Source organism: Rhizobium sp. 10N414 (genome assembly GCF_056394785.1).
Map to the genome: position 1 here is coordinate 65007 of NZ_JBFTIN010000004.1, position 12678 is coordinate 77684.

The window sequence follows — 12678 nt, forward strand, 5'->3', positions numbered from 1 at the left end:
CACTCATATCTTCTGCTGCCTTACTGGCCCGACCGCAATGCCATCGAAAGCCTGTTCGCGAAATTGAAAGCCATGTCGCGGGCCGGGCGGAGCGCACGGCAGATGGGTAGGGGACGCGGTTGGCGCGATCCCCATTCACGTCTGCAGAACGCACGACCTACTTCAGAGCTGTAGGTTGGACCCGGATTGAACAGGGTCTTTTTTACTCGCGCTGTTCGAGCGCCCTGCTGAAGGCCAATGCCGCAAGCGTGCAGACCGCGCCAGACAGCAGGTAGTAGCCAACGAAAGGCAGTCCAAAGTGGCTGGACAGGGTCAGTGCGACGAGCGGGGCAAAGCCGGCGCCAACGAGCCAGGCAAGGTCGGAGGTAAAGGCCGCGCCGGTATAGCGATAACCTCTGCCGAAGCGCGACGAAATCGAGCCGGTCGCCTGGCCAAAGGACAGTCCGAGGACGCCGAAGCCGATGATCACGAATGCACTCTGTCCCCCGGAGCCGGCTGCCATCAGGAGCGGACCGACAAAGCTGAAGATCGCAATCAGCACGGCACAGATCGCAAGCTGTGCACGCCTGCCGATGAGGTCTGCGATCATGCCGGAGACGACGATGGCGACGAGACCGACCACGGCGCCAATGATCTGCACGACCATGAAACCGCCGATCGGCTGGGTTCCGTAAAGATACACCCAGCCCAGCGGGAAGATCGTCACGAGGTGGAACATCGCGAAGCTCGCGAGCGGCACGAAGGCGCCGAGCAGGATGTCGCGACCATGGATACGCACCACGTCGCGGATCGGTGCCGCCTCGAGCTCGTGCTGTTCGAGTGCCGAGCCGAATTCGGGCGTCATGACCAGACGCAAACGCGCAAACAGCGCAACCACGTTGATCGCAAAGGCGACAAAGAACGGATAGCGCCAGCCCCAGCTCAGGAAGTCCTCACTGGACAGATTGGCGATGAAATAGCCAAACAGCGCGCTTGCCAGCGCAAAGCCGATCGGGGCACCGATCTGCGGGATCATCGCATACCAGCCGCGGTGGTTTGGCGGCGCGTTGAGTGCCAGCAGCGATGCCAGGCCGTCCCATGCGCCGCCGAGCGCAAAGCCCTGGCCGAGCCGGAAGAGGGCGAGCAACGCGATCGACCAGGCTCCAATCTCGCTGTAGCCTGGCAGGAAAGCGATCGAAGCCGTCGAGCCCCCAAGCAGGAATAATGCAATGGTCAGCTTGGCGCCGCGGCCATAGAAACGGTCGATGGTCATGAACACAAGCGATCCCACCGGGCGCGCCAGAAATGCGAGCGAAAAGATCGCAAAGGAATAAAGCGTTGCCGTCAGTCGATCGGGCGCGAAAGGAAAGACAAGCTGAGGGAAGACCAGCACGGATGCCAGGCCATAGACGAAGAAATCGAAAAATTCGGACGCGCGCCCGATGACGACGCCCATCGCGATACTGCCGGCTGATATCGGCTTGTCGGCATGAATTCGCCGCGCATCCTGCTCCATCGATGTGGACGATGGTCCGTAGTGTGTTGTACCTGCCATTAAATGCCTCCCTCGTTGAGGCACCCTGTGGCAAAGCGCCTCACTAGCGATCTTGATCAAACCACCGCGCTTATCAAGTCCGATCGACGCAAATAGTTCATCATCCGGCTTGAAAATCAGATGTGGATGAAAAATCACGGTCATGCCGCGAAATCGGTCTGCAAAAGACTGGCATGATCGGCGTGTGCGGATATATTAGCCCCTCAAAATGGATTGTGCGCAAGAATCCTTCGAATTTTCATCAGGATTTTGACATCCTGCGCCACGTGCCTTATCCCGCAGTGCGGCATTTCTGCTGCACTGCGACCAAACACCTCATGTTGCTATCAGGTACGGTGCTTTAGTCGCGGTCTGGACGAAACAACAAGAGCATAGAGACGTGCAAAAACTGCCAAAGTTTTCCCGCCATCTCCTCATTCTGCCCCTGCTTCTGACGCTGGCGGGATGCAATTTGGTGGTCATGTCGCCTTCGGGCGATATCGCCATGCAGCAACGCGACCTGATTATCGTGTCGACGGTTTTGATGCTGCTGATCATCGTTCCGGTGATCTTCCTGACGCTGCTGTTTGCCTGGCGTTATCGCCGTTCCAATACGGCTGCCACCTATGATCCGGAATGGCACCATTCCACCCGTCTCGAAGTGGTCATATGGTCAGCACCACTGGCCATCATCATCGCGCTCGGGGCCATCACCTGGATCAGCACGCACAAGCTCGACCCATTTCGTCCGCTCGATCGGATTGACGCCGAGCGCGCCATCCCGGCCAATACCAAGCCGCTGACCGTCGAAGTCGTCGCACTCGACTGGAAATGGCTGTTCTTCTATCCCGAACTCGGGATTGCGACCGTCAATGAAATGGCAGCGCCAGTCGATGTTCCGATCAGCTTCAGGATCACCTCCTCGTCGGTCATGAATTCTTTCTACGTGCCTGCGCTTGCGGGCCAGATCTATGCAATGCCCGGCATGGAGACCAGGCTTCATGCCGTCATCAACCAGGAAGGCATCTTCGACGGCTTTTCGGCCAACTATAGCGGCGCGGGTTTCTCCCACATGCGCTTCAAGTTCCATGGCGTAAACCAGCAGGGCTTCGACCAATGGGTTGCGCAGGTGAGGGAAAAGGGAACTGCGCTTAATAGGGATACCTATCTCAAGCTCGAACGGCCGAGTGAGAGGGAGCCGGTGCGTTACTTCTCCACCGTCGACAAGGATCTCTTTAACGCGATCCTCAACATGTGCGCGGCCCCCGGTCAGATGTGCATGAACGAAATGATGCACATCGACCGGATGGGTGGCGGCGGCAAGGAAAGCGCTGAAAATCGCGAGAAGCTGCTCTACGACAACCGCCATTCCGATCAGGCCGGTGGCGGTCACGAAACGCCTGCGGGCGAAAGCCCCGATGCCAGCGAAACCAAGCCGGCAGACGCTCAAAACGGCGCCGGCCAGTCTGGCGACATGCAGACGATGCCAGGAATGCAGCATGACGGGCACACAATGCCCGGCATGGACCACGGCACCGGCAGCGACCCGGCGCCTGCGCAATCAAACAGCAATTAGACCTGGCGCTTTGCGTCGATACGACATCAATGAACGGGTTCATCCATGTTTTCCAATCCTGACCTCCTGAAGTTCATCTTCGGTCGGTTGACCCTAGAATCGATCCCCTATCACGAGCCGATCCTGGTCGTGACCTTTGCGGCAGTCGCACTTGGCGGCATCGCTCTTCTGGGTGTTGTTACCTATTTCAAGCTTTGGGGTTATCTCTGGCGCGACTGGCTGACGAGCGTCGATCACAAGAAGATCGGCATCATGTACGTCATCCTGGCGCTCATCATGCTGCTGCGCGGCTTTTCCGACGCGATCATGATGCGTCTGCAACAGGCAATCGCCTTCAACGGATCCGCCGGCTACCTGCCGCCGCATCACTACGACCAGGTCTTCACGGCCCATGGCGTCATCATGATCTTCTTCATGGCCATGCCGTTCGTCACGGGCCTGATGAACCTCGTCGTGCCGCTGCAGATCGGCGCCCGCGACGTTTCATTCCCGTTCCTGAACAATTTCTCGTTCTGGATGACGACCGCCGGTGCGATCATCATCATGATCTCGCTTTTCGTCGGCGAATTCGCCCAGACCGGCTGGCTTGCCTATCCGCCGCTGTCGGGAGCCGCCTATAGCCCGGGCGTCGGTGTCGACTATTACATCTGGGGTCTGCAGGTGGCCGGTGTCGGCACGACGCTATCGGGCATCAACCTGATCGCGACGATCGTGAAGATGCGCGCACCCGGCATGAGCTTCATGAAGATGCCGGTCTTCACCTGGACCGCGCTCTGCACCAACATCCTGATCGTCGCGACCTTCCCGATCCTGACGGCGACGCTGGCGCTCCTGTCGCTCGACCGTTACGCCGGCACAAACTTCTTCACGAATGATCTCGGCGGCAATCCGATGATGTATGTCAACCTCATCTGGATCTGGGGTCACCCGGAGGTCTACATCCTCGTGCTGCCGGCCTTCGGCATCTTCTCGGAAGTCGTTGCCACCTTCTGCGGCAAGCGTCTCTTCGGCTACGCCTCGATGGTCTACGCCACCTGCGTGATCATGATCCTGTCCTACCTCGTCTGGCTGCATCACTTCTTCACGATGGGTTCGGGTGCAAGCGTCAACTCCTTCTTCGGCATCACCACGATGATCATCTCGATCCCCACAGGGGCGAAGATGTTCAACTGGCTGTTCACGATGTACAGGGGACGCATTCGCTACGAAGTGCCGATGCTGTGGACGCTCGGCTTCATGGTGACCTTCGTCATCGGCGGCATGACCGGCGTTCTGCTCGCTGTTCCGCCGGCCGACTTCGTGCTGCACAACTCGCTCTTCCTGATCGCCCACTTCCACAACGTCATTATCGGCGGCGTGGTGTTCGGCCTGATGGCTGGCGTCACCTACTGGTTCCCCAAGGCGTTCGGCTACAAGCTCGATCCCTTCTGGGGCAAGATGTCCTTCTGGTTCTGGCTGATCGGCTTCTACTTCGCCTTCATGCCGCTCTACGTGCTCGGCCTGATGGGCGTCACGCGCCGCGTGTCGCAGTTCGAAGATCCGTCGCTGCAGATCTGGTTCATCCTTGCCGCCTTCGGCGCCGTCCTGATCGCGATCGGCATCGCCAGCTTCCTCATCCAGCTCGTCGTCAGCTTCTTCAAGCGCGAGGAGTTGCGGGATACGACCGGTGATCCCTGGGATGGCCGCACGCTGGAATGGTCGACCTCGTCGCCGCCGCCGGACTACAACTTCGCCTTCACCCCCGTCGTCCATGACCATGATTCCTGGTACGACATGAAGGCGCGCGGCTATGCCCGTCCGCTGGAAGGCTTCAAGCCGATCCACATGCCGAAGAACACCGGAACCGGTGTCATCCTCGGCGCGATCAGCGTCGTGCTGGCATTTGCCCTCATCTGGTACATGTGGTGGTTGGTCGTGCTTTCGTTCGTCGCCATGATCGCCGTCGCGATCGGCCATACCTTCAACTACAATCGCGACTTCTATATCCCCGCCGAAGAAGTCACGGAAACGGAACGCAAGCGTACCGCGCTGCTTGCCGAGCAGGTGTAAGACCATGAGCGATGCTGTGATCGACAAGGCAGACAAGCCTGAATTCTACCTCACCGAGGAGCACCATCCGGAAGGCAGCACAATGCTGGGCTTCTGGCTCTACCTGATGAGCGACTGCCTCATCTTCGCAGTGCTGTTTGCAACCTTCGCCGTCCTCGGCCGCAACTTTGCCGCGGGGCCCTCGCCGGCCGATCTCTTTGATCTGCCGCTGGTGGCGATCAACACCTCGATGCTGCTTCTGTCCTCCATCACCTACGGCTTTGCGATGCTGCAGATGGAGCGGCAGGAGAAGGGCGCCACACTCTTCTGGCTGGCCATTACCGGCCTCTTCGGCCTAGCCTTCCTTGGGATTGAACTCTACGAGTTCTCGCACCTGATCCACGAGGGCGCAGGTCCAACCCGCAGTGCCTTCCTGTCCGGCTTCTTCACGCTGGTCGGCACACATGGTCTGCACGTCACCTTTGGTATCGTCTGGCTGGTAACCTTGATGGTGCAGGTGTCGATCCGTGGCCTGATCCCGGAAAACCGCCGCCGCCTGATGTGCCTGTCGATGTTCTGGCACTTCCTTGACGTCGTCTGGATCGGCGTCTTCTCCTTCGTCTATCTTATGGGAGTCCTCGGATGACCTCTAACGCACCAGTAACCGAGGACGCCCACGAAGCCCATCATGGTCACAGCCATGGTCATGTGGCCGCCCACGGCACCTTCAAGAGCTATATGATCGGCTTCGTGCTGTCGGTTATCCTGACAGCGATCCCGTTCTGGCTGGTCATGGCCGGCATCTTCGAAAATCCATCGGTAACGGCCGCATGGGTCATGGGGCTCGCGGCTGTCCAGATCGTCGTTCATATGATTTTCTTCCTTCATATGAACCCGCGCTCGGAAGGCGGCTGGACGATGATGGCGTTGATCTTCACGCTTCTGCTCGTCGCCATCGCGCTCGCCGGCTCGCTCTGGGTCATGCATCATCTGAATACGAACATGATGCCGATGAGCCCGGAAATGATGAAGAATATGCCCTAAAGGCAAGAGCGGGCGGTGGTGACGCCGCCCGCCAAGGTTTTCTGGCAATGGCCGACATCCCCTCCGAGAAGGCACAAAGACAGCATACTGCCGCCGGGCTTGCGATATTCTGCGGTCTCATGCTGGTGCTAATTGCAGCACTGCTTGCGCTTGGTGTCTGGCAGGTCGAGCGGCTTTCCTGGAAAGAGGATCTGATTGCCCGCGTCGATCAGCGCGTCCATGCGGAGCCGGTTCCCGCGCCAGTGCGCATGCAGTGGGGACAGGTCAGCCGCGCCAATGACGAATATCGCCGTGTGACTGCCGAAGGGACCCTGCAAAACGACAGGGAAACGCTGATCTACGCATCGACGACGCTCGGGCCCGGCTATTGGGTGATCACCCCGCTCAAGCTAGCCGACAGCACCTCGGTATTGATCAACCGCGGTTTCGTCCCGACGGACAAGCGCGATCCGGCAACACGCAGCGAAGGGCAGATAGCAAACCCGGTAAAAATCACCGGACTGCTGCGGATTACCGAGCCTGGAGGCACGCTGATCAAGTCCAATGATCCGGCCAATGATCGCTGGTATTCACGCGATGTCGCCGCGATCGCCGACCGTCGCGGCGTGGCAGATCCCGCCCCCTACTTTATCGATGCTGATGCGACGCCAAACCCAGGCGGCCTGCCGGTCGGTGGGCTGACGCAAATCGCCTTCCCCAACAACCATCTGGTTTACGCGATCACCTGGTTTGCACTTGCTTTCATGGCCGCTGGACTGCTCGCTTTCGTCGTCCGCGGCGAGTTGCGCGCGCGTCGATCCTGATCAGACGGCCTTGCTCCGGGGATAGAAGCGCTCAGCCATATGTTCGCCAACCGCATGGGCCTGGCTGACGATCTCGGGTACGAGGTCGATGTCAGGCAGACTGCCAAGGCCGAGGGGCCCGACGGCAAACAGTCCATCGACCATTGATCCATCCTCAAGACAGGGCTGGCCCCGCTGATTGACGGCAAGTCCGAGCGACAATTCGTCTGCGAGGGCCAAACCTCCGCTCACAAGGCTTGCCAACAATGGCGAGGTCAGTTGCGGCGCGCGGCAGCGACAATCCAGGATACGCTCGGCATGAACGATCTCGTCGGCGTGCGAGCCGGCGGGCCGGAAGAAGAGACCGCTCAGGCCCTGCCGACCCACGACGCCACGGCGCAGTACGGTATTGCCACTGGCGAGCTCGCTTTGGAGACGGGCGTAGATGGCCTCGGGCAAGCGGTTGCGGTGGCTGTCATAGATCGCCCGCAAGTGCCGGTTGAACTGATGCTTCTGATGGGCTGGCAGTGCGCGCCACAGAGAGCGAGCGTGTTTTCGCAGCCCGTTCATCACGGATTGCCAGCTTCTGCCCTCTTCCTCTGCCTCGCGGCAGGCCGTGCGGACGAAGCGCAGGATGTCAGGGAGGTTTGTTGGCAGCGCGTCGGCCGGAAAAACCGGGTCGGCGGAGTTCGGCGTATGGCTCTGCGGCAGGAAGCCATGTCGGGAAAGGATGGTAACCTGCCCCGCGTAGCCGGCGTCGCGCAATTGCAGGAGCTGATCGACAACCCTGATGCCGCTGCCGAGAAGGACCGTGTGTGGGCGCGCAACCAGGCGCTGGGCTCTCACCTGCGACGGCTCCTGCTCAGTCTCCTCGGTCTCAGGCAGACCATAGCCAGTGGCCAGTATGACAGTGTCGAACAGGGGATTGGCTGGATTGGCGCTTTCGAGAAGGAAACGGTTGCCGTGGCTCTTGCGGATCGCCACAACCGGTTCATGGCAGACCTGAACCGTAATGTCCTTGCGGGCGGACAAGGCTTCCGAGAAGCGCTGGTAGACGTAGTCGCTGAAAATGTCTTTCGGCACGAAGATCTGGCGAAATCCCGGGATCGCCGCAGGCACGGCGGCGCGGAATTCCGCGTTACTACAAAGCCAGTCGTTGAAATCATCCGTATCGCCCACCGAGACGGAAAGATCGCGAACACGCGTATTCAGGATCGTCGAGGTCCGGGCCGACGAGAGTGCCTGCCCTCCGCTCACCGAAGAGTTGGGGTCGAAGAGTTGCAGATGAAAAGGCAGGCGCACTGTCTTCATCAGCGCGATCGCCATCATCATTCCGGAAAAGCCGCGGCCGACAATGGCAAAACGCGGCATGGCGGAGATCTTTGCTGCCGCCGCTGACTTCGAAGAAAACAGGCCTTGAACCGTCATCTCAACTCCCTTGCGACCGTCTGCGCATCGTGTCTCGATTGGTTTCAACGCGGGAAAAAAACGCTCGCGCGTTGCGCTGGTTCACGCGGTTTTGAACCGCCCTATAGTCTATCAAACTGGTCGTGTATCAAAGCGCCAAAATATGATTTAGGCAAGCCTTTGTTCCGAGGGCCAGCGTCTGGAGCGGATAAGTGTCTGAAACCGTTTTGACATTTCGAGACGCTATGGGTGGTCAAAATGGTGCTTCCTTGTCTTTGTTGCACTCACGATAAAATAACCAGTTGGTGAATTCTTGACTTGAAGGGCCGAAAGGAATCGGCAAAAGTAAGGGTGCTAATCAATCCCTTCATGGATTCGACGTCTTTCCGGACCAACGTCCGACCACACCTCTGTTTTGGAATATGACCGTGAGCAGCAATGCTTTAACACGCACGACGAAGCCATCCGCTTCGATGGCGAAGGCGACTGCGGCAGGCTGGGGCAAGGGCCTCTTTACGCTCGTCCGCATCACCGTCATGGCGTTCCGCCATCCCTGGCAATCCGGTTTCGCCATCGGCGCAACCCTTGTCGCCTCGACCTTCCAGCTGATGATCCCGCGTCTGCTCGGTCGGGCGGTCGACCACACGCAGGTTGCGATGGAAGGCGGCCAGGCGGGACAGATCGCACAGGATGCGCTGCTGACCACGGCGCTGATGCTGCTCGGCGCCAGCGTTCTGCGTGGCATCTTCACGATGATCCAGAACTACTACAGCGAGAGCGTCGGCCACCACATGGGCTACGAGCTGCGTCTTGCCTGCTACGAGAAAATTCAGCGCCTTTCCTTCAGTTTTCATGACAGCGTCCACTCTGGCGATCTGATCACCGTCGGTCTGCTCGACCTTGAAGGCGTGCGCATGTATTTCTCGACGGCGCTGGTGCGCATGGTGCTCTTGACCATGCTGATCGGTATCGGCGCCTACATGCTGCTTTCCACCGATGTCGTCCTCGGCTTGCTTGCCTTGAGCTTCGTACCCTTCGTTGCCTGGCGTTCCTCGGTCACGCAGTTGCGGTTGCGCGCGACCTGGCTCGATCTGCAGGAGCGGCTGTCGGTGCTGACCCGGATCATGGAGGAAAATCTCGGCGGCATCCGCGTGGTCAGGGCCTTTGCCGCCCAGGCGCACGAGATGATGAAGTTCGAGGGCGCTTCCAAGAACGCCTTGGCGCTCGCCCACCAACGCGTCGGCATCCGTGTCATCAATACCAGCGCCATGACCTTCTCCTTCTTCGCTGCCATGGGCCTCGTCCTCTGGGTTGGCGGTGGCAAGGTGATGGCTGGCGAGATGACGGTCGGTACGCTTACTTCGTTCCTGACCTTCATGACGATCCTGCAGATGCCTGTCCGCCAGCTCGGCCTGATGGTCAATGCTTTCGCCCGCGCCTCCACCTGCGGCACCCGGCTGTTCAACCTGCTCGACCTCGAAATTGCCGTGCGGGATGCCCCTGACGCCAGGGATCTGGCGCTGACCGATGGGACGCTGCGCTTCGAGAATGTAAGCTTCGCCTATCCGAGCTCACCGATGCACGAGGTCCTGAGCAACGTCTCCTTCGAGGCAAAGCGCGGCGAGACGATCGGCATCGTCGGGCCACCCGGCAGCGGTAAGTCGACGCTTGCCCATCTGATCCCGCGCTTCTACGACGTCACCAGGGGCAAGATCACCATTGATGGACAGGATATCCGCAAGGCGACGTTGCAGTCGCTTCGTCGTGCGATCGCCGTTGTCCAGCAGGACTCCTTCCTGTTCACAACCTCGATTGAAAACAACATCGCCTATGGCGACCCCTGGGCAAAGGAAAGCCGCATCGAGCGCGCGAGTGAAAGTGCCCAGCTGCACAACTACGTGCTCGGCCTGCCGACCGGCTACGGCACGGTCGTTGGAGAACGCGGTGTGTCGCTCTCGGGAGGACAGCGCCAGCGCCTGTCGATCGCCCGTGCCCTGATGTTGAAACCCGCCGTCATGGTCTTCGATGATTCAACGGCGGCAATTGATGCGGCCACCGAACAGCGCATTCGCTCCGCGATGCGCAAGTACGCGGCTGATCGCGTGACCATCATTGTTGCGCATCGCCTGAGCTCGCTGATGCATGCCGACCAGATCCTGTTCGTCGAGAACGGGCAAATCGTCGAACGCGGCACGCACGAGGAGTTGCTGGCCGCGGGCGGGCGCTACAAGGCGCTCTATGATCTGCAGGTACGGCCTGGCGATGAGGCGCTTAGCGCCTAGGGAGGAATGAAATGGCCGAGGAACTGGAAACCGAACGCTCCGATGTTCGCGAGGATGGGCGCCGACCGCCGCGCGCCGTCGTTGGCTCGCATCGCATTGAAGAGGAGATGTTCGGCAAGGCCTTCGATGGCAACATCATCAAGCGCATCTGGGCGTTCGTGCACCCATACCGCAGGCAGGTTCTGCTATCAGTCGCTGCCGTCCTGACGTTCACGGCCATGCAGCTGCTGATCCCGCTGATCATCCGCTACGCCATCGATCACGGCATGCAGCCGGGTGGAAGTCATCAGGCGCTGACCTTCGCGATGATCGCCTTTCTCGCCGCGATCCTCATCAACTACTGCGCCAGTTACTGGCAAGAGACGCTGGTGGGAAACGTCGCGGAAGAGGTGCTCTTCGACATCCGCAAGGCGATGTTTTCGCATCTCCAGCGGGTTTCGCTCTCCTTCATGGACAAGACCGAGGTCGGCCGTCTCATGTCGCGCCTGCAGGGCGACGTCAATTCGATGCAGGAGTTCCTGGAAACGTCGGTCCTGTCTGTCGGCGATATCACGCTTCTGTTCGGCATCGTCTTCGTCATGCTCTATCTCGACTTCAAGCTCGGTCTTCTGACGCTCTCGGTCCTGCCGATCCTGTTTGTCGTTCGCCTCTTCTGGCTGCCGCTGGCGCGCAAGTCCTTCATGGCAGCACATGAGACCAATTCCGTTGCCGCAGGGGCGCTGGCCGAGGCCATCCACGGCGTGCGCGCCGTCCAGAGCATGGATCGCCAGGGCGTCAATTTCACGCTCTATGACGACAAGGCCAGGGCAAACCTGAAGACGCACCTCACAGCAGCGCGCTACGCCCAGGTGATGGTGCCGATCGTGGATTCCCTGACCGGCGTTGCCATGGCGCTTGTCATTGTCGTTGGCGGTGCACGCGTTCTCAATCAGGCGCTCGATGTCGGCGTGCTCGTCGCTTTCCTGTTTTACATCCAGCGCTTTTTCGACCCCATTCGCTCGCTGACGCTGCAATATTCGGTCATGCAGCGTGCCATGGCCTCCGGACAACGACTGACCGAGGTTCTTGATGTTCCAGTCGAGATCAGGGACGCGCCTGACGCAAAGGAGCTTTCCGCCGACATGGATGGCTCCGTCGAGTTCCGCGACGTGGTTTTCGGCTATCATCCAAAGCACCCGGTCCTGAAGCATGTGAGCTTCAAGGTGAACCCAGGCGAAACCGTGGCCCTTGTCGGGCCAACCGGTTCCGGCAAGTCGAGCTGCATGTCGCTGATCCATCGCTTCTATGATGTTCAACAGGGACAAGTCCTGGTCGGTGGGCATGATGTGCGCGACCTGACGCAGGATTCGCTCGGCAACCAGATCGCCATGGTTCTCCAGGAGCCGTTCCTGTTTACGGGCACGGTGTTCGACAACATTCGCTATCACAAGGTGGAAGCGACACGCGAACAGGTCATCGAGGCGGCCAAAGCGGTCGGGGCTCATGACTTCATCATGCGCCTGCCGCAGGGCTATGACAGCATGCTCGGCGAGCGCGGCGGCAATCTCTCGCTCGGCCAGCGCCAGCTTTTGAGCTTTGCCCGTGCTCTGGTCGCCGATGCCAAGATCCTGGTACTGGACGAGGCAACTGCCAATATCGACAGCTATACCGAGATGCTGATCCAGAAGGCGCTCGTCAAGCTGCTCGAAAACCGAACAGGGCTGGTCATCGCACACCGCCTCGCCACGATCAGAGAGGCGGACCGCATCATCGTCCTGCAGAATGGCGAGCTGATCGAAAGCGGTAACCACCAGCAGCTAATGAAAAACCGCAAGCTCTACTCGCGGCTCTATAACCTGAACTATGCGTCCTTTGACGATATTCCGGATGCCGTGCTTGTTGGGAGCCAGCTAGAAGGCCCCAACGCGACGTAAACTCCTAGAGACAATGCGTTATCTTATGGTTTTGATATAGCTAAACCAAAGGAAACTCAGTCATTTTCCGATAGCCGGGCGACAGGGGCGGCGTCCTATAGAGCCTTCTGCCGCCCCATTAAGGCATCGATGG

9 protein-coding genes are annotated in these 12678 nt (G+C 59.6%); 7 read left to right on the forward strand and 2 right to left on the reverse strand.

Annotated features, from left to right (window positions below):
* Positions 1 to 202: 202 nt before the first annotated feature.
* Positions 203 to 1534, reverse strand: coding sequence for an MFS transporter (locus tag AC1DE4_RS06460; protein WP_477880566.1), 1332 nt, complete (start codon positions 1532 to 1534; stop codon positions 203 to 205).
* Between the two features lie 379 nt (positions 1535 to 1913).
* Between AC1DE4_RS06460 and cyoA the strand changes: the two genes are divergently transcribed.
* The 5 genes from cyoA to AC1DE4_RS06485 are packed head-to-tail and all read left to right on the forward strand — an operon-like array spanning position 1914 to position 6964.
* Positions 1914 to 3089, forward strand: a complete 1176-nt coding sequence (gene cyoA, locus AC1DE4_RS06465; RefSeq protein ID WP_477880568.1) for a ubiquinol oxidase subunit II — start codon at positions 1914 to 1916, stop codon at positions 3087 to 3089.
* Between the two features lie 45 nt (positions 3090 to 3134).
* Complete coding sequence (cyoB, locus tag AC1DE4_RS06470) at positions 3135 to 5138, forward strand: cytochrome o ubiquinol oxidase subunit I (protein WP_477880570.1); 2004 nt, start codon at positions 3135 to 3137, stop codon at positions 5136 to 5138.
* 4 nt (positions 5139 to 5142) lie between these two features.
* Entirely contained in the window at positions 5143 to 5763 is a 621-nt protein-coding gene (cyoC, locus tag AC1DE4_RS06475; protein ID WP_477880572.1) for a cytochrome o ubiquinol oxidase subunit III, read from the forward strand.
* The gene (gene cyoD, locus AC1DE4_RS06480) at positions 5760 to 6161 is read left to right on the forward strand and encodes a cytochrome o ubiquinol oxidase subunit IV (protein ID WP_477880574.1); all 402 of its coding nucleotides are present in this window, start codon (positions 5760 to 5762) and stop codon (positions 6159 to 6161) included. Before cyoC ends, cyoD begins: the two co-directional genes overlap by 4 nt.
* 47 nt (positions 6162 to 6208) lie before the next feature.
* Entirely contained in the window at positions 6209 to 6964 is a 756-nt protein-coding gene (locus AC1DE4_RS06485) for an SURF1 family protein (protein WP_477880576.1), read from the forward strand.
* Here AC1DE4_RS06485 and AC1DE4_RS06490 read toward each other — a convergent pair whose 3' ends face one another.
* Positions 6965 to 8371, reverse strand: coding sequence for an FAD/NAD(P)-binding protein (locus AC1DE4_RS06490; protein ID WP_477880578.1), 1407 nt, complete (start codon positions 8369 to 8371; stop codon positions 6965 to 6967).
* 452 nt (positions 8372 to 8823) lie between these two features.
* Here AC1DE4_RS06490 and AC1DE4_RS06495 point away from each other — a divergent pair, with 452 nt between their 5' ends.
* Together AC1DE4_RS06495 and AC1DE4_RS06500 are read left to right on the forward strand one after the other, a co-directional pair.
* On the forward strand, positions 8824 to 10632 hold the full coding sequence (locus tag AC1DE4_RS06495) for an ABC transporter ATP-binding protein (RefSeq protein WP_477880773.1): 1809 nt from the start codon (positions 8824 to 8826) through the stop codon (positions 10630 to 10632).
* Positions 10633 to 10643: 11 nt separating this feature from the next.
* Positions 10644 to 12545 (forward strand): ABC transporter ATP-binding protein, encoded by a 1902-nt coding sequence (locus tag AC1DE4_RS06500; protein ID WP_018856673.1) that lies wholly within the window; start codon positions 10644 to 10646, stop codon positions 12543 to 12545.
* Positions 12546 to 12678: the final 133 nt, after the last annotated feature.

What these genes read in the sequence shown, in the direction of transcription:
- cyoD (WP_477880574.1), top strand. Translation starts at nt 5,760, where the DNA reads ATGACCTCTAACGCACCAGTAACCGAGGACGCCCACGAAGCCCATCAT.
- cyoC (WP_477880572.1), top strand. Translation starts at nt 5,143, where the DNA reads ATGAGCGATGCTGTGATCGACAAGGCAGACAAGCCTGAATTCTACCTC.
- AC1DE4_RS06500 (WP_018856673.1), top strand. Translation starts at nt 10,644, where the DNA reads ATGGCCGAGGAACTGGAAACCGAACGCTCCGATGTTCGCGAGGATGGG.
- AC1DE4_RS06485 (WP_477880576.1), top strand. Translation starts at nt 6,209, where the DNA reads ATGGCCGACATCCCCTCCGAGAAGGCACAAAGACAGCATACTGCCGCC.
- AC1DE4_RS06490 (WP_477880578.1), bottom strand. Translation starts at nt 8,371, where the DNA reads ATGACGGTTCAAGGCCTGTTTTCTTCGAAGTCAGCGGCGGCAGCAAAG.
- cyoB (WP_477880570.1), top strand. Translation starts at nt 3,135, where the DNA reads ATGTTTTCCAATCCTGACCTCCTGAAGTTCATCTTCGGTCGGTTGACC.
- AC1DE4_RS06460 (WP_477880566.1), bottom strand. Translation starts at nt 1,534, where the DNA reads ATGGCAGGTACAACACACTACGGACCATCGTCCACATCGATGGAGCAG.
- AC1DE4_RS06495 (WP_477880773.1), top strand. Translation starts at nt 8,824, where the DNA reads ATGGCGAAGGCGACTGCGGCAGGCTGGGGCAAGGGCCTCTTTACGCTC.